This is a genomic window from Chryseobacterium sp. 2987 (genome assembly GCF_031456375.1).
Lineage (GTDB): Bacteria > Bacteroidota > Bacteroidia > Flavobacteriales > Weeksellaceae > Chryseobacterium > Chryseobacterium vaccae.
The window spans coordinates 1-18,441 of record NZ_JAVDUN010000014.1 but is presented as its reverse complement, the minus strand read 5'-3'; the positions used below and the strand labels follow the sequence as shown (position 1 = coordinate 18,441).

The window sequence follows — 18,441 nt, the reverse complement described above, 5'->3', positions numbered from 1 at the left end:
TATAGCCTAAGATTTTGTCAGGTTATTTTTTGATGAATTTTTCGGTAAAATTTCTGTCGTCAGTTTCAATATTAAGAAGATAGACTCCTGCAGATAGGTTTTTTACATCAATCTTGTTTCCGTTCAGCTTAATTTGAAGTTCCTTCCCCTCCATATTGTAAACCTTAACTGCTTTTACCAAATGTGAATCAGTCAATTTGATAAAATCTGTAGCCGGATTGGGATAGATGATGATCTTTTTCTTAGGACCAGTTGTCTCTTTTGTAGATAACCCGCTTTGATTATTTAACTGAATATTATCAATATAAGCTGATCCTTCTGCATTATTATGCACAAAACGCACCTGATCAATATTAATAGGCTCTATAGTCCCTGTATAGATCAGGATATTATCCAGATAATATTTGACTTCTGAGGAGGAACCTATTATTGAAAACCTGTGCCAGACATTGGGCTGCCATGATCCGGAAGCAGACATTAACTCCGGACTTACAAGCTTATCTAAAATTTTAACTGAGCCTGTATTTTCAAAATCAACACGGATGACAAATTTTTCTTCTGCATTATTTACTCCCTGAAAGCCGAATATTGATCCGTTAAGCTGAGACATATTAATATCAAATGAAACAGAAAACCCAGTGGATGGCTGAATCTGAATATTATTAAAAGCTCCAATGATGGGAACTGATTGAGTTCCGTATATATTCTCTTTTACAATCCTGAGAGAGTTGTAGCCATCTGTCGCATCGTCGATACAGATTGTCTGGTTTAATATGTTGGGGGGCTCATCACCGGTAGGCGTACTTATCCAAGTCCCCTGAGCGTGAATATTTCCTGTATAAAATCCTTCGTAGTCCTCAAATGAGGTTCTTTGCTGAGCAACAGAAAGCACTGATAACAAACAGATTGTGATTGAGTAGATTTTTTTCATAGTCTTTTTTTTAGTCAGAACTAAAATTAAAAACATCTGAGAGTTAAAAAAATATCATTCGTCAAGCAGAAATCCGATTATTGTTATTAACTTGAAGCCGGACTGGCAATAAAAAAGACCTCGCGCACAGGATATACCCAAAAGTTGAGACAGTCCAAAAATAAATCCAGCGCTTCTTTTCAGAAACGCTGGATGGTAAGGTATATTAATTTCAATTATTTTGAATAATTTTCAAAAAACAACGGAATACTTTCAATTCCTTTATAGAAATTAAATAATCCGTAATGCTCATTCGGTGAGTGAATTGCATCAGAATCAAGACCGAAGCCCATCAGAACTGATTTTGCTCCCAACACCTTTTCAAACATCGCCGTAATAGGAATACTTCCTCCACTTCTATAAGGTAATACCTCTTTTCCAAATGCGGTTTCCATCGCTTGTTTTGCAGCTAAGAATTCTTTTGTATCACTTGGCAAAACATATGGCATTCCTCCGTGATGTGGTGTAACTTTTACTTTTACATTCTCAGGGGCAATTTTTTCAAAATGCTTTGTGAACTTTTCTGTAATTTCCTCTGGTGTTTGATAAGGAACCAGACGCATAGAAATTTTAGCAGAAGCTTTGGAAGGAATTACTGTTTTCGCTCCTTCTCCTGTATATCCGCCCCAGATCCCATTACAGTCTAAGGTAGGACGAATAGAGGTTCTTTCCAGTGTTGTATATCCTTTTTCGCCTTCCACTCCGTTCAGTCCGATTGATTTTTTGAATTCTTCAGGATTATCTTTCAGTTTATTCATTTCTGCTCTGTCTACATCAGACACCACTTCCACATTGTCATAGAATCCGTCAATCGTAATATGTCCGTTTTCGTCAATGAGCTGGGCAATCATTCTTGACAGCACATGGATCGGGTTGGGAACAGCTCCTCCGTAAAGTCCTGAATGTAAGTCTCTGTTAGGCCCTTCCACTTCTACTTCCACATAGCTTAATCCTCTTAAACCGGTAGTTACCGTTGGCTGCTCATTGCTGTAAATATGGGTATCTGATATTAAGATACAGTCGCAGGCTAATTTTTCTTTGTTTTCATTAACGAAATCACCAAGACTTACCGACCCTACTTCTTCTTCCCCTTCCAAAATAAATTTCACGTTGCATGGAAGCGCATTGGTTTTCATCATCGCTTCAAAAGCTTTCAGATGCATGAAAAACTGGCCTTTATCATCTGCAGAACCTCTGGCAAAGATGGCTCCCTCCGGGTGAAGTTCAGTTTTTTCAATATAAGGTTCGAAAGGAGGTTTTCTCCATAACTCCAACGGATCTGCCGGCTGTACATCATAATGTCCGTATACTAAAACCGTAGGAAGGCTTTTATCTAAAATCTTTTCTCCGAAAACGATAGGATAGCCTTTTGTTTCACACACTTCCACATTATCTGCTCCTGCATTCTTAAGGTACCCTGCACAAACGTCTGCACACTTCAGTACATCATCTTTATAAGCCGGATCTGCAGAAATAGAAGGAATTCTCAGTAACTCAAATAATTCATCCACGAAACGCTGTTTGTTTTCGTTGATGTAATTTAATGTCTCTTGCATTGTAAAAATTTATTTTGTTAAAAGTAAAAAAAATGGTCTGCAGACGCAAACAAAAAGGGAGAATTTTCTGAATAGCTTATCATTTTAAATCTATACGTCTTTAACAAAAAATGTCCTACACAATGGCAGGACATTTTATATGGTATACTCGTAATTAATGTTCAGCTTTTGGAGCTTTTTCAGCTTCAGCAGGTTTTGCCGCGGAAGTACTGTCTTTTTTAGGAGCTTCAGCTTCATGTTTTTCAGCCGGAGCCGCTTCTTTGTGACCTTCAGCAGCGTTATGACCATGTGCTTCACCTCCGCCCTGTACATCATCAGAATATCTTTCTACTCCTTCTTCCAGTTTCAGTGTATTTTTGTTTCCTCCTGCCTGGATCTTTTTACAGCTTACAGCTACAGCAGCAATAGCTAAACATATAACTAATTTTTTCATATGCAAAATTTATTTTTTTAAAGGTCATATGGAATCGCATTATTTTAGTCTGTCCTGATTATCCAAACAGCGGGCGATTTCATGCTTACATTTTTAATTGCCCAAAATTAAGAAATCCTGCTTTTTTCGGCAACATTTTTATACTGATTTTAAAATAATTTTCCCTTTTTTGGATTGTGTAAAAATAAGGTAGTCTTCGCCTCCATCTTTTATTCCGTATTTCTTTCTGATCTCTTCCGGTTTTAACGGATAGTTTTTCGAAATAATATTGAATTGTTCTTTCTTTTTAATACTCTTAGATTCAACAGATTCCATCTCTAAGATTCTTCCCGGAAAGTCATCCTCTCTTTTATCCGAGGTATAAATATGGGTATTGGGATGAAGCTTTTTTAACTCAAATCGTTGAGAGATCAGATTGAATGTTCCACCTTTTAAAATGGAATTATTTGGGATATAAATGAATTTTTCCGGCTCAGCGTATAAAGCCTCCGCATCATCTTCCTCTCCAAATCTGAATATAAACACAGGTTCGCTGCTATCCAGATTAACGCAGTTGCAGGTAATTCCTTCATGAGGTTTACCGGAAAGGAAAGCAACCACTTCCTTAACATCATTTTTTAAGGCTATAATTTCTATTCTGAAAATACCGGGAAGCACCGAAACCAAATATTTAAGATCAATCAACGGAGAAAGCTTGATGACCACCTGATCTGAAGATGTCATAAGTGTGTCCTGAATTTCGAGAATATCGGGCGACAGGTCTTCCAAAAGAAATACTTTATTTTTACTACTGTCTCTTCTTGCCGGATCTAAGTAAATAACATCGAAATGCTCTTTATTTGAATTTAAAAAGTCTTCCAGTTTCTGATTGACAAAGACGGCTTTACGTTTCAGGATATTCCAGTTATGTTCTACAGTATTTAAAAGTTCAGTATTTTGCTCTACCAGTGTAATTTCCTCAAAATTCTGTGAAAGATAATAGGCATCAATCCCGAATCCACTTGTCAGATCTGCAAACTTTCTGCCTTTTAACATTTCTGATTTATAGGCAGCTGTCTTTTCTGATGACGACTGCTCCAGACTCAGCTGGGGCGGAAAAACAATTCCTTCTTTCAATAGGAACGGAAATTTCTTTTCGGCTACCTGTTTTCCTTTGATCTGCTGTACAATTTCCTGTATAGAAACATCAGGAAACGGGGATTTTTTCAACAGTAATGCGTGTAAATCTGTATTTAGATTTGTATTGATGTACTTCTGAACTTCTTCATTTAAAATTTTACTTACCACGAATCTCACTGATTTTTTTATATGCTCGCTGATTTTGCAGATAACGCAGATTTTTTAAATATAAATATCATTAATTAATACTCAATAAAGTAATCTGGTAATTTATGGAAATGTTAAAATGGCTTCCCAGAGATCTCACAAATTTCACAGATGATAATTGTACATCATCTGTTTAAGATGATAACGACTTAAAAATTCCGAATTTGTGGGAAATTAAAATTATTCAAACATTTCAGCCCAACGTACGGGCTTTATTTCATTTTCGCTGTAAAGTTCTTCCGCTGACTTTTTAACGTCTAATTTAGGGTATAAATTAACCCCGATCAGCTTTATTTTTCCTTCTTCCACCCATTTCTGTTCTTCAACAGCATGGTTATAGATCTTTTTTTGTACTATTCCCTGCTTTAAAAGCTGCAGATAACCGCCGGCCTCTTCTATTTCTACAAACAGATCCCATGATTTTTCTGCAATCTGGCGCGTGATATCTTCAATGTAATAACTGCCGTTTGATGCATCTTCAAATACATTGATGATACTTTCGTAGGCTAAAACAATCTGCTGTTTGAAAGAGATCTCTTCTGAGTTTTCCGTGCTTCTTTCCACCAGATAATTGTTGCTGAAAACAGCGTCTGCACCGCCTATCATGGCAGAAGCCAATTCTAAAGTGGAACGGATCAGGTTATTTTCATTATCAGCAACAGCTTTATTTCTAAGGGAAGTTTCTGCAAAGATGTAAGGAATCTCATCCAGGCCATATTCTTTGGAAAGCTGGTTGAAAACAATTTTAAAGGCTCTTAACTTGGCCATTTCAAAGAAATAATTTCCACCAACAGCAATTCTGAAGATCAATTGATTTAAAATTTCAGCACCATAAACTTCAGTAAGTTCTTTTGTCTGAGCCAATGCTATTCCCAACTGCTGGTATATAGCTGCTCCGGCATTCTGATGAAGGGAAATATCAATACAAATATTTCTTTTGAAGTTCTTTGCCAAAAGCTCTTTAGCCAATTGATCGTTTATAACAGACTGTTTTTCATCAATAATACTGATCAGTGAAAAATACTGGTCTTCTTCTTTAGGGCTGATATGCCCCGCAAGATCTTTATTATTAACAAACAGGGCTTTCTGTTCAAGATTCTCTACATTATGTTCCAGAACAAATGCAAATACATCTTCTTCCAGACTTTCGTGGTAAGTAGCTACCAAATGGGTATTTTCTTCCACTTTCGGCAGGTTGGCCAATGGTTTCCGAACTTCGCTGTAAAACGGTTTCACTTCAATTCCTTCAAGGTTTTCCTTTTTTAAAATTGAATAAATATCTTCTGTTTTAAGCTGTTTCTTAACTAAATTTTCCCAGTTTGGAAGTATTTCTGACATTGGAGATGGATTATTTGTGAATTGTGAATCGTCAATAGTGAATTTTAATTTAGTTTAAGATTCACTATTGACGAATTTTATTCAATTTGTATTATTTTTTCGCAATATTACTGCTGTCTACCACCAGAATAAAGATCTCTTCATCCGGTTTTTTCATAAAGTAATTTTCTCTTGCGTATTTTTCTTTTTCCGATTTATTGTTCATCAGTTTTTTATAAAAGGCATCATTTTTTTCATATTCCTTTTTATAATATTCCAACTGATCTTCATATCGGCTGATTTCGCCGTTCAGTTCATTGATTACGAGAAAAGAGGTTTTATCAAAGAAAATCATCCAGACCAGAAACAGGCAAATGGTAATGGTATATTTATTCAGAACATATTTCTGAATGAGTTTGAGTGTTTCGGACTTCGGCTGGATGTCTTTAATAAGTTTGTTTTCTTTCATTTTAATGTTTTCTCAACGAATTTTTTATAACAGTAGTTAAAAAATCAATCGCTACGGAATTCTGCTTCATGTTCGGAATGATAAGATCGGCTTCATTCTTTGATGGTTCTATGAATTCCTGATGCATTGGTTTTAAAGTAGTCTGGTAACGGTGAAGAACTTCATTTAAGTCTCTTCCCCTTTCCTGGGTATCTCTTCGGATCCTTCTGATGAGTCTTTCGTCTGAATCGGCATGAACAAATACTTTCAGGTCAAATTCTTTTAACAGTTCTTTATTGGTAAGAACCAGAATTCCTTCTACCACCAATACATTCTTAGGTTCTACAGTGACATGATCTCCTGTTCTGGAATGGGTAACAAAGCTGTATATCGGCTGTTCAATAGGCTCGTTATTTTTTAAAGCTTTTACGTGTTTCAGCATCAATTCAAAATCTATGGACTTTGGGTGGTCATAATTTAACGCCTCCCGTTCAGTCAGGGTAAGATTCGGGTTGTCATGATAATAATTATCCTGTGAAAGGATGTTCATTCCTTCAATATCAAGCTGCTGGAGTATCTTGTCAACAACTGTAGTTTTGCCGGAGCCTGTACCTCCTGCAATTCCTATTACAAGCATTCTTTTTTGTTTCTTTATAGTTTGTACAAATATACTATTTTAGATAAAAATATGACAGCACAGACCAATAAATTGAACAATTAAGGGGACAAAGATATTCTAAGGTGAAAAAGATAAAACCGTTTTGCCGGCAAATCCCCATTATTTCAAATAAAAAATCCGATGCTTAGCACCGGATTTAAAAGTTTTTACTATTTATTTTTTTATAAATTTTGTGGATATTTCCAATCCTTTTATAGTTAAGATATAATCACCCGTCTGAAGACCTGAAACGTTGATCTGGCTTCTTCCGCTTCCTACTGTGGCATCCATCACTTTTCTGCCCTCCATATTGTAGATTTCTGCTTTTTGCTCTTTATTTCCTTTCAATGATATGTTTAATATATCAGAAACCGGGTTAGGATAAACTGAAATCTGCTGTTCTTTAGTAACTTCTTTGGTACTTAGCTGACAGGTATATGCCGGAAGTGTATACCCTGCAGCCGTAAACTCCTGGGTCATTATGGTAATATCATTACAGGTAAACCCAAACTGGCCTACCATATCTATTGCAGCCTGTCTTACCGCAATAGCTGCATTCTGTTGATTAGTTGATGAAGTAGTTAAATCAAGCCCTTCTAAAAATGCCCTGTCTGTTTTTTCTCTACCTATTCTGTCATAGATTCTCATCAGAGCCGATGCCCAGATCTGGCCTTTGGTATGGATAGCTCCAGAACCAGGATACAAAACGGTATAATTGGTGATTCTTCCGGCCCAGATGGGGTTATGCCCATCCCAGCTAAACATCCAATTGTATTGAGGGGATGAAGAAGGCCATTGATTAAGGCTTCTGCTATAAGACTGTGCCCAGTAATCACCACTTCCTTCACTTAATCCATCAGAATTTGATACACCTCCTGAAAGCCAGTGATGAATTCCATGTCCTAATTCATGAAGCACAACATCGGCATCTTCAGCATCGTCTACACCACCCTGGCCGAATTCTAAAGTTCCGGCTGTAGTATATTGTGAATTATCGTCTCCGTTTAGTGCATGAGGATCATAAATAACCGCACCTCCGTTAGTAGTAGGTTTACAGACAATTCCTAATGTCTCATTGATATACCTTAAACTTTTATCGATGTGCCAGAAAGCATTTACTGCTTCAAATCCCAACTCGCTTCTGTTGAACAAAAACTGGTTGGTAGCCTGTGTAAACAAACCTGTATTAGGATTGCTGATATTTCTTATTTCAACATAAGAATTCTTCAGTTTGTAAACATTATTGGCAAATTCTATATCTGATAATGTTACCAAGCTTCTGGCATTATCCAGGCTGGCATTGGTGGCATCATTACCATCTACATAATTACCCCCATATGTTGATCCTGTCTTTGATAGCGGATCCGGATCGAATACATAACCAGATCCTGAGGCTTTAAAGCTGACGGTTTTATTCAGCTTTTTTGCTTTCTTTTTTGGAGATCGGGAAGTGTCACCTTCATGCCTATGGTGTACTGCGATGTTTTTAACGCTTATGACCTCTCCTGTTTTGGCATCAACAATGGTTTCCCAGCTTCCGGGATTGTCATAGGAGTTAATAACAGCTCTGTAAACAAGTTTAGTATTTCCTTCATCTGTAATATAGACAAACAACTTGTTTTCCTGATATGTGATCTCTCCTTTTGATTTAGATGCTTTGTATGCCTTATTAAATGCATCAGACGCAGAAACAGAAGGTACTATATCTATTTCTTTCAGGTTTTTCCTGAAACTTTCTGTACCCGTATAGCTTATTCTGCCTTCTTTATTGAAATGGACCAGAATTTCTGACTGAAAAACCGGTACATCTTTAATAAACTGCTGAAAACGGAGTGTTTCTCCTGTATTTCCTTTACGTACAGAATTTAAAGTAAGCTTACTAAAGCTCTGAATTCCTAAATCTCTCGTATTTTCCTTGATCCATCTGTTTGCAGAAGCTTCATAGGATGATTCCTGAGCCATTAATGTGCTACAGCACAGAACGCTGCCTAGCACCAGTGAAGTAATTTTTAATTTCATATATTGTTTTTTTGCAATTATTTAAATAAAAATAATAATAATTAATGAATTTTAAGTTTTTTTAACACAAAAACCTAAAAAACAAATATCAAAAATCTAACAAACCACTTTTTGACATAAAAAAACCGTTTCATTTTTCATGAAACGGCTGCTATTTATTTTATTTATACGATTTCGCTTGTTAATTCTCTTGAAAGCAATTTTTCGTGCATAGGCTTCAGAACATCCATTGAGCCCGTTTTTACAGTGCATTTGCCTTTGTAATGCACCAGAATGGTACACTGCTCTGCCTGTTCTAAGGTATGTTTGCATATTTCGATCAAACAGTTGATCACATAATCGAAAGTATGAATATCATCATTATGCAGTACCAATTTATACACTTCATCTGTATCGTCCAAAACAAGTACTTCTTCTTCATACTGCCGTTTCGGATCTTCATAATCTTTTATACTGTTATAAAAAATCATCTTTAATTATTTTAAACTTCTCCTATTTTATCAGCCAGATCGTTGATCATATTTGGCCCTTCATATACTAATTCTACAAGCTCTACGCTTTTATTATTCATTTTCAGGATTTTGAAATGATAGTTATCCAGATCAAACTCCTGATTTTCTTCCGGAATATCTTCTAATTCGTGAAGAATGAATCCTGCCAGTGAATTATATTCACTATCTTCTGACAAAGGAAGCTTTTTAGGCAGATATTCGTTGATTTCATCCAGTGGCTGGGTTGCCTGTACCCAATAAATATTATCTCCGATTTTATCTACCAGTTTATCTTCATCATCCTCTTCATCCTGTATTTCTCCTACCAGCTCTTCCAGAATATCTTCCAGGGTAATAATTCCTTCTGTACCTCCGAATTCATCAATTACAATGGCTAGATGCTGCTTTTTCTGCTGGAAGATCTTTAAGAGGTCTGAAATCTTTTTGCTTCCTACTACGAAAAACGCATCACGCATCAGTTCTTTAAGGTCTTCATGATTCAAATCTCCTTTTCTCTTAACAAATTCCCTTATAATCTCTTTGGTATAGAAAATACCAATTACATTGTCAATAGAATCAAGGTATACAGGAATACGGGAATACCCGCTGTCCATAATCTTATTGATAATCTCATTGATATCTTCTTCAAAATCAATAGAGGTGATATTCTGTCTTGGAACCATGATCTGCTTGGCAGAATGATCCGTAAAATCGAATGCGTTTTTGATGATCTCGTAGTTCTCTTCTTCAATTTCACCGCTGTCCGCACTTTGTTTTACCAATAACTGAAGCTCTTCTGTAGAGTGAATTTCCTGTTCTGAAGCCGGGTGAATTTTAACCAGTCTCAGGAAACCATTCGACATGGAGTTCATTAGCCAGATAAACGGTTTAAAGATGGTATAGAAAACTCTTAAAGGTACTGCCGTTGCCATAGTAGTCGCTTCAGATTTCCTGATCGCAATTGATTTTGGAATAAGCTCACCAAAAACAATATGCATAATTGTGATCAATACGAAACTGGTGACCAAAGAAATTGAAGTAACAGATGCCTCGCTCATTTCTATGCTCAGGGAATGAAAAATGTTTTCAACAATATGGTGAAGCGCACTTTCCCCTACCCATCCTAATGCCAGGGAAGCCAATGTAATTCCAAGCTGTGTTGCAGACAGATATTCATCTAAATGTTTGATGATGTGCTCCGCCTGCTTAGCCATAGAGTTTCCTTCTGCGGCTTTTAACTGAATTTGTGAGTAACGAACTTTAACAATTGAAAATTCTGCGGCTACGAAAAAGCCATTGAGTAATACAAGAAATAAGGCTAGCAAAAGCCTGACTATGTCCGAGTCCATTTAGAAATTGTGTAATTTTTATTTTTACAAAGATATGGAAAATATAAATAACTAAGGACTTTAATTTAGGAAAGGCGGATGGAAGCTGGAAGAGAGAAGGAAATGAAGTCACAAACAACAAAAGAATTTTCTTTTTTTGACGTTACTCAAAATCAATATTTTTCTAAAAATATCAGACTTTGATCTTCCATCTTTAATAAAAAAAGCACCGACTATATCGATGCTTTATGTATACTGTTAAGGTATTTCTTATGAATTTTTCAGGGCTTCTGCTCCGGAAACGATCTCTAAGATCTCGTTGGTAATGGCAGCCTGTCTTGCTTTGTTGTAGAAGATCACAAGATCATTCTTTAAAGCCTGAGCGTTATCTGTCGCTTTGTGCATGGCTGTCATTCTTGCTCCGTGCTCTGATGCTACTGAATCAAGAACGGCTTTGAAAACCTGAGTTTTAATTGATTTAGGAATCAAATGATCTAGGATCTCTGCTCTGGTTGGTTCAAAGATATAATCTGTTTCTACCGGTGCATCTGATGCATCTGCTTCAGGCATTGAGATCGGAAGAAGCTGTTCAGTCATTACTTCCTGAGTAGCGGCATTAACAAATTTGTTATAGATCAGATAAACCTCGTCAAATTTACCTTCTTTAAAGCTGCCCATTACACCTTCTGTAACGTGAGCAACTGTATCAAAGTTTAAATTATCAAAAACGGCACTTTCATTAGCATATACTTTACGGTTTTTTCTTACCGCATCAAATGCTTTTTTACCGATTGTAAGAACTTCAACTTCGTATTGAGATTTATTCTGAAACTGGCTGTTAAGTTCTTTTACAATAGATGAGTTGAAAGCTCCTGCAAGACCTCTGTTTGAAGTAACAGCGATGAAAAGAACTCTCTTCACTTCTCTTTTTTGAGCATAAACAGAAACCTGATCAGGATCAGAGCTAGAATTTACATTCTGGATGATTTCCTGTAGTTTTTCAGAATAAGGTCTTAACATTACGATTGCATCCTGTGCTTTTTTAAGCTTCGCTGCGGAAACCATTTTCATAGCACGTGTAATCTGCATCGTAGATGAAATTGACGTAATTCTGCCTCGTATTTCTTTTAAGTTTGCCATTAATTTGGGTTCAAAGTTTATGGTCTAAGTTTAAGGTTCAAAATTAGGTATTTCAAACCTTAAACATTGAGATTTTTAGTTATATTTAGAAGCTAGATCGTTAGCTGCCTGCTTAAGAACGCTGGTAATTGAATCATCAATTTTCCCTGCTTTGATAGCAGCCATTGTATCTGGGTGCTTAGATCTTAAGAATGCGATATACTCGATCTGGAATTCTTTTACTTTTCTGATAGGAACGTTTCTTAAAAGGTTCTCAGTTCCCGCATAGATCATAGCTACCTGGCTGTCCACCGGAAGTGGAGAGTTTACCGGCTGCTTAAGGATCTCTACGTTTCTTTCTCCTTTAGAGATTACTGCTAAAGTAGAAGCATCAAGGTCAGAACCGAATTTAGCAAATGCTTCCAATTCTTTATATTGTGCCTGGTCTAACTTCAATGTACCAGATACTTTTTTCATTGACTTGATCTGAGCGTTACCTCCTACTCTGGATACAGAGATCCCTACGTTGATCGCAGGACGAACCCCTGAGTTGAATAGATCAGACTCTAAGAAGATCTGTCCGTCTGTAATAGAGATTACGTTGGTAGGAATATATGCAGAAACGTCACCAGCCTGAGTTTCGATGATTGGAAGTGCAGTTAATGAACCTCCTCCCTTTACGATTGGTCTTAAAGACTCAGGTAAATCGTTCATTTGGCTTGCGATATTGTCATCAGCGATTACTTTAGCCGCTCTTTCCAATAGTCTTGAGTGAAGATAGAAAACGTCTCCAGGATAAGCTTCACGGCCCGGTGGTCTTCTCAATAGAAGGGAAAGCTCACGGTACGCTACAGCCTGCTTAGATAAATCATCATAAACGATCAATGCAGGTCTACCAGTGTCTCTGAAGAACTCCCCGATAGATGCACCCGCCATTGCAGAATATACCTGCATTGGAACCGGATCTGAAGCGTTAGCCGCAACGATTACTGTATATGCTAAAGCTCCTTTATCAGAAAGAGTTTTAACGATTTGTGCTACAGTAGAAGCTTTCTGACCGATAGCAACATATATACAATATACTGGTTTACCAGCATCAAAAAATTCTTTTTGGTTGATAATTGTATCGATAGCAACAGTAGTTTTACCTGTCTGTCTGTCACCAATGATAAGCTCTCTTTGTCCTCTTCCTACAGGGATCATAGAGTCAATTGCAACGATACCTGACTGTAAAGGCTCGGTTACCGGCTGTCTGTAGATAACTCCAGGAGCCTTTCTTTCTAATGGCATCTCATATAAATCTCCTGTGATAGGACCTTTACCATCGATTGGGTTACCAAGAGTATCCACTACTCTTCCTAACATACCTTCTCCTACTTTGATAGAAGAGATTCTGTTTGTTCTTCTTACTGTATCTCCTTCTTTTACTAATTTACTTTCACCAAGTAGAGCAACCCCAACGTTGTCTTCTTCAAGGTTAAGTACAATACCTTCTACATCACTAGAAAATTTCACCAACTCTCCGTATTGTACGTTTTCTAACCCGTATACACGAGCAATACCATCACCGATGGTTAAAACTGTACCTACTTCCTCAACGTTTGATTGAGTATCGAAGTTGGCCAATTGCTGTTTTAAGATCGCAGATACTTCTGCCGGATTTATTTCTGCCATTGTATGGTTGTTTTTCTTAATTTAATTGAAAATCTTTTTTAACTTGATTAAGTTTTGTCTTCACAGACGCATCTACCTGCTGATCTCCTACTCTAAGGATATATCCTCCAAGGATTTCAGGTTTCACATTCAAATTCAAATCAAAGCTAGAACCTGCTTTTAGAAGATTGCTGGCTTTTAAAATCTGATCGATATTTTCTTTTGAAAGCTGTGTTGCGGTAGTAAGAGTTACTCTCTGTACTCCGTTGATATCCTCAACTTTGTTGATGAACTCCTGAGCAATATTTTTCAATTGGTTTTCACGTCCATGCTTAATCACTAATCTGATTAAATTTTGTGAAGAAACTGAAAAATCTTTGAATATCTGGTCTGCTACCTCTATTTTCTTTTTTGCATCAATGTAAGGTGTAAGGAAGAATTTGTTCAAATCCGCAGACTGAATCATGATCTTCACTACATCTTTCATTTCAGAAAATACAGCAGCTGTGTTTCCTGATTCATTGGTGAAATCCAGGAGACCTTGTGCGTATCTTTTAGCTACTTTAGATGTAAGCATTCTTAGTTAAGGTTAGATTTGTTTAAATAATTTTGAACTAATTCGTCCTGAGCTTCGTTGTTATCCAACTTTTGCTTTAAGATAGATTCAGCGATGTTTACAGATAAAGTACCGATCTGAGTTTTGATGTCTGCCATAGCAGCATTTTTCTCAGCTTGGATCGTCTGCTTAGCAGCTTCAATCATTTTATCTCCTTCAGATTTAGCAGCATCTTTAGCTTCTCCAACGATTCTGTCTTTAATTTCTCTAGCTTCTTTCAGGATAGAATCTCTTTCAATTTTAGCTTCACGAATAATTCTTTCGTTATCAGCCTTAAGTTCTTCCATTTCTTTTTTAGCCAATTTAGCTTGGTTTAATGCATCAACGATAGAAGTTTCTCTTTCATTAACAGCATTCACGATTGGTTTCCAAGCGAATTTTGCTAGAAGAAATAACAGGATAACAAACGTAAGGGTCATCCAAAACAAAAGTCCAATTCCAGGTTCAATAATTCCCATATCTGTAAATTCTTTTTTTTAAAATGTTATTTATGGATTGTTTTTTTAAAAATTCTTAGCAGCTGCCAACCGCATGACTGCTAAGAATGTTTTTTTGAGGATAGATTACTTGATGAAAGCACCAAAGATGATCGCGATAAGACCAGCACCTTCGATAAGACCAGCAGCAATAAGCATTGCTCCTTGAATCTTACCAGCCTGCTCTGGCTGTCTAGCGATAGCGTCCATTGCGTGACCTCCGATTTTACCGATACCAAGACCTACTCCTAGTACTGCTAAACCGATACCTACGTAAACTAAACCTGTTCCAGTTGATAAATCCATAATAAATAAATATTTAGTTAAAAATTATTTTAAATTCTTTTTTTTAATTAGTGAGCGTGTTCTTCGTGGTGATCATGCTCGTGCTCAGCTACTGCGATACCGATAAATAAAGCAGATAATACTGTAAAGATGTAAGCCTGAAGTGCAGCTACCAATAGTTCCAGTACAGAAACGAATAAAGCTAATGGTACAGATGCAAACCCTAATAATGGAGACTTGAAGATGAAGATCAATGAAATGATCGCTAAAATCATAATGTGTCCCGCTGTAATGTTAGCGAAAAGTCGCATCATTAAGGCAAATGGCTTTGTGAAGATACCAATGATTTCAATAGGAACCATAATTGGGTATAACAATAATGGAACCGGCGGCATAAAGATGTGTTTCCAGTAATCTTTATTAGCACTGAATAATGTAATTAATAAGGTAATGATTGCCAGTACGCATGTGATTGCAATGTTACCTGTAAGGTTCGCCCCGAAAGGAAAGAAAGGAATCAATCCGAAAAGGTTGTTGAACCAGATAAAGAAGAACGCCGTTAATAAGTAAGGCATATATCTTTTATATTTTACTGATCCGATATTTGGGATAGCCACTTCATCTCTGATGAATACGATTACAGGCTCCATTACTTTACCGATTCCTTTCGGAAGCTGTGATTTTTTATAGTTTCTTGCCATTCCTATGAACACTACTGCCATAAAAATTACTGACAAGAACATTGAAGCTGCATTTTTTGTGATTGATAAGTCAAAAAATACTTCGTTTGATTTTTGCTTTCCGCTAATGATAGAGAATAAAGTTGCTTTTTGAACTCCTTTAGTGGAAACTACCTGTCCGTGCTCTAAAGTATATCCGTCATGTTCATGACCGTGAGCAATGCTGCTTGAAAGAAAAGTATGCCATCCTTCATTATCTTTAATGATCACTGGCAATGGGATTGAAACATGATGCTCTTCGCCACTGTCATCTTTTGTAGTCCATAAATGCCATTCGTTAGAATCGCCAATGTGTTCCATGATCACTTTAGTCGCATTGAAGCCCTTCTCGTCTTCTTTATGCTCTACTTTTTCAGCTACTTTTTCCCCTTCAGTTTCGTGCTGCGCAGTGGCTAAACCACTAATAAACACAAACAAAAATGCGAAAAATAATGAAGAAATTTTTCTGTTCATATCTCTTTTTTAATCGTGTGCAAATATATCGATTTTATTAAACTTTACCAATACTAAAAATTGATTTTTATCATCAAAAAAATCAAGATTTATTAATGAGTTTTATTATAGGCATATATATAAGGAATGACGCTACTACAAAGCATCCGAGCAAAAACAGAAAATTTTCGTTTGTTTTGTCAATAATTAGTAAAGATATCAGCAGCCAAATCACATCTTTAGGAATATTTACCGTAAGAAATCTGAGTCCCGCATTCTCTCTGCCATAAAAATACTTTTTAAATATTATATACACAGCTATGTTAAAAACCGCTACCAATGCTATAACAATAAAAACCTCTAAAAAATTCATGCTGCAAAAATAGAACTATATTTTTTAAGACGGAAGAGATAATAAGGAAGGAAGCTGGAAGTTGCTTTTTCTGCAAATTATAATTTATATTTGTTGGAATTTGCGCAACAGCGATATTCTTCACCAGTTGTATGGGTGTAAGGTGCAAAGATTTTTATCTCCGATAAGATTTTACAGTGCCAAATATTAAGAATTAAGTGTAAAAAATTTGTGCTTTCGGGGTTAAAAAAAATGCCACGGATACCGAATTTTTATTTACTGTGGATTAGCAGATTGGCTGTATATGTTTTGGCTAAAGCCAATGGATTGCTTTTATTATTTAGGCGGACTAAAGTCCACCTCTATTGAATACATTCTACAGACTACAATAAAAGATTTTAATTACACAGATATCTGTTGATGTTTTTCTCTCGCAGATTCAGCAGATTTTACAGCCAGATTAAACCTTATGGGTTTTGGAAACCTATAAGGTTGATCCGATATTTTTCCAAAGATCTTATTTTTCTTAATGTTTCCAAGAATTTCAGTTTCAAAGAAAAAATTCTTTATTAAAAAGACCAACAATTATATTTAATAGCCTTCACTACTTCCCTCTTCCCGCCTCTATCTTCCATTCCTTATTCAAAATCCTTATAATATTAAGCGTATTATACCTGCATTTCTTAAAAATTCCTTATTTTTGCAAACCTATAATTTACAATAAATATGTTTAATAGTTTACAGGATAAATTAGACAAGGCATTACACAATATTTCCGGAAGAGGAAAAATTACTGAAATCAACGTAGCGGAAACCGTAAAAGAAATCCGCAGAGCGCTGGTAGATGCCGACGTTAACTATAAAGTTGCCAAAGATCTTACGAAAAGAGTTCAGGATAAGGCTTTAGGACAGAATGTTCTTACTTCCCTTACTCCGGGACAGCTGATGACAAAAATCGTTCACGATGAATTGGTAGATCTGATGGGTGGTTCTCAGGAAGGAATTAATCTTTCAGGAAAGCCTTCTGTAATTCTTATTGCAGGTCTTCAGGGTTCAGGTAAGACGACTTTCTCTGGAAAACTTGCCAATTATTTAAAAACAAAAAGAAATAAAAAACCGTTATTGGTTGCCTGTGATGTTTATCGTCCTGCAGCGATTGACCAGCTTAAAGTATTAGGAGGTCAGATTGATGTACCGGTTTATACTGAAGAAGGAGCAACCAATCCTTCTACGATTGCAGAAAATGCAATTAATTTTGCTAAATCAAACGGCCACGATGTTGTGATTGTGGATACTGCCGGACGTTTAGCCATTGATGAGCAGATGATGAACGAGATCAAATCCGTACATTACTTCATCAAACCAAACGAAACGCTTTTCGTTGTTGACTCCATGACAGGTCAGGATGCCGTGAACACAGCAAAAGCATTCAACGATGCGCTGAACTTTGACGGGGTTGTTCTTACCAAATTAGACGGGGATACCAGAGGGGGTGCTGCATTAACAATTCGTTCTGTCGTTGAAAAACCTATTAAATTCATCTCTACCGGTGAAAAAATGGAAGCTCTGGATCTTTTTTATCCGGAAAGGATGGCAGACAGAATTCTGGGAATGGGAGACGTTGTTTCCTTAGTAGAAAGAGCTCAGGAGCAGTTTGATGAAGAGGAAGCTAAGAAACTTCACAAGAAAATCGCTAAAAATGAATTTGGTTTTGATGACTTCCTGAAGCAGATCAACCAGATCAAGAAGATGGGTAATATGAAAGACCTTATGGGAATGATTCCCGGGGTTGGAAAGGCGATTAAAGATGTTGAGATCAGTGATGATGCTTTCAAACATATTGAAGCGATTATCTACTCTATGACTCCGGATGAAAGAAGAAGACCTTCTATTATCAACACTCAGAGGAAGCAGAGAATTGCTAAAGGGGCAGGAAGAAAAATTGAAGATGTGAACCAACTGATGAAGCAGTTCGACCAGATGGGTAAAATGATGAAGATGATGCAGGGACCTCAGGGCAAGCAGATGATGCAGATGATGAGCAAAATGCCGAATATGCCTGGAATGGGCGGAATGTTCGGAAAATAATAAGTAATTTTATTTAAAATATAGAATCCGGTTCAGATGTAGACTGCACCCAAAAGTTTAGACAAAATTAAACAATATTATTATATGAAAGAGTTCGGTACTGTACCGGACTCTTTCCTTTTAGATTAAGTCTT

Annotated in this window: 17 protein-coding genes; 1 reads left to right on the top strand and 16 read right to left on the bottom strand. The window is 36.6% G+C overall.

What is annotated here, in order from left to right:
* Positions 1–22: 22 nt before the first annotated feature.
* The 16 genes from J2Y40_RS23190 to atpB all read right to left on the bottom strand — a co-directional run bounded on the left by J2Y40_RS23190 (position 23) and on the right by atpB (position 15,888).
* Positions 23–931, bottom strand: coding sequence for a T9SS type A sorting domain-containing protein (locus J2Y40_RS23190; protein WP_185151932.1), 909 nt, complete (start codon positions 929–931; stop codon positions 23–25).
* Between the two features lie 215 nt (positions 932–1,146).
* Positions 1,147–2,526, bottom strand: a complete 1,380-nt coding sequence (locus J2Y40_RS23185; RefSeq protein ID WP_153392675.1) for a dipeptidase — start codon at positions 2,524–2,526, stop codon at positions 1,147–1,149.
* Between the two features lie 154 nt (positions 2,527–2,680).
* Positions 2,681–2,959: a hypothetical protein gene (locus tag J2Y40_RS23180; RefSeq protein WP_153392678.1), complete on the bottom strand. Its 279-nt coding sequence runs from the start codon at positions 2,957–2,959 to the stop codon at positions 2,681–2,683.
* Between the two features lie 138 nt (positions 2,960–3,097).
* Complete coding sequence (locus J2Y40_RS23175; RefSeq protein ID WP_153392681.1) at positions 3,098–4,246, bottom strand: class I SAM-dependent methyltransferase; 1,149 nt, start codon at positions 4,244–4,246, stop codon at positions 3,098–3,100.
* Positions 4,247–4,465: 219 nt separating this feature from the next.
* The gene (locus tag J2Y40_RS23170) at positions 4,466–5,623 is read right to left on the bottom strand and encodes a methylmalonyl-CoA mutase family protein (protein WP_153392684.1); all 1,158 of its coding nucleotides are present in this window, start codon (positions 5,621–5,623) and stop codon (positions 4,466–4,468) included.
* A 91-nt stretch (positions 5,624–5,714) separates the two neighbouring features.
* Positions 5,715–6,071, bottom strand: a complete 357-nt coding sequence (locus J2Y40_RS23165; RefSeq protein ID WP_153392687.1) for a septum formation initiator family protein — start codon at positions 6,069–6,071, stop codon at positions 5,715–5,717.
* Between the two features lies 1 nt (position 6,072).
* Positions 6,073–6,687: a uridine kinase gene (gene udk, locus J2Y40_RS23160; protein ID WP_062700027.1), complete on the bottom strand. Its 615-nt coding sequence runs from the start codon at positions 6,685–6,687 to the stop codon at positions 6,073–6,075.
* A 195-nt stretch (positions 6,688–6,882) separates the two neighbouring features.
* Positions 6,883–8,727 carry a T9SS type A sorting domain-containing protein gene (locus J2Y40_RS23155; protein ID WP_310001679.1) on the bottom strand — a complete coding sequence of 615 codons (1,845 nt, stop codon included), beginning with the start codon at positions 8,725–8,727 and terminating at the stop codon, positions 6,883–6,885.
* 164 nt (positions 8,728–8,891) lie between these two features.
* Positions 8,892–9,197, bottom strand: a complete 306-nt coding sequence (locus J2Y40_RS23150; RefSeq protein ID WP_153392693.1) for an ATP-dependent Clp protease adaptor ClpS — start codon at positions 9,195–9,197, stop codon at positions 8,892–8,894.
* Positions 9,198–9,208: 11 nt separating this feature from the next.
* On the bottom strand, positions 9,209–10,567 hold the full coding sequence (locus J2Y40_RS23145) for a hemolysin family protein (RefSeq protein ID WP_153392696.1): 1,359 nt from the start codon (positions 10,565–10,567) through the stop codon (positions 9,209–9,211).
* 249 nt (positions 10,568–10,816) lie between these two features.
* The gene (gene atpG / locus J2Y40_RS23140) at positions 10,817–11,686 is read right to left on the bottom strand and encodes an ATP synthase F1 subunit gamma (RefSeq protein WP_153392699.1); all 870 of its coding nucleotides are present in this window, start codon (positions 11,684–11,686) and stop codon (positions 10,817–10,819) included.
* Positions 11,687–11,761: 75 nt separating this feature from the next.
* Complete coding sequence (atpA, locus tag J2Y40_RS23135; protein ID WP_153392701.1) at positions 11,762–13,339, bottom strand: F0F1 ATP synthase subunit alpha; 1,578 nt, start codon at positions 13,337–13,339, stop codon at positions 11,762–11,764.
* A 16-nt stretch (positions 13,340–13,355) separates the two neighbouring features.
* A complete protein-coding gene (gene atpH, locus J2Y40_RS23130; RefSeq protein ID WP_153392704.1) occupies positions 13,356–13,895 on the bottom strand; it encodes an ATP synthase F1 subunit delta in 540 nt (179 codons plus the stop codon).
* A gap of 2 nt (positions 13,896–13,897) precedes the next feature.
* The gene (locus J2Y40_RS23125; RefSeq protein WP_153392707.1) at positions 13,898–14,392 is read right to left on the bottom strand and encodes a F0F1 ATP synthase subunit B; all 495 of its coding nucleotides are present in this window, start codon (positions 14,390–14,392) and stop codon (positions 13,898–13,900) included.
* Positions 14,393–14,497: 105 nt separating this feature from the next.
* Positions 14,498–14,716, bottom strand: a complete 219-nt coding sequence (locus J2Y40_RS23120; protein WP_034681712.1) for an ATP synthase F0 subunit C — start codon at positions 14,714–14,716, stop codon at positions 14,498–14,500.
* Positions 14,717–14,763: 47 nt separating this feature from the next.
* On the bottom strand, positions 14,764–15,888 hold the full coding sequence (gene atpB, locus J2Y40_RS23115; protein ID WP_153392709.1) for a F0F1 ATP synthase subunit A: 1,125 nt from the start codon (positions 15,886–15,888) through the stop codon (positions 14,764–14,766).
* A 1,057-nt stretch (positions 15,889–16,945) separates the two neighbouring features.
* Between atpB and ffh the strand changes: the two genes are divergently transcribed.
* On the top strand, positions 16,946–18,307 hold the full coding sequence (gene ffh / locus J2Y40_RS23110) for a signal recognition particle protein (RefSeq protein WP_062700049.1): 1,362 nt from the start codon (positions 16,946–16,948) through the stop codon (positions 18,305–18,307).
* Positions 18,308–18,441: the final 134 nt, after the last annotated feature.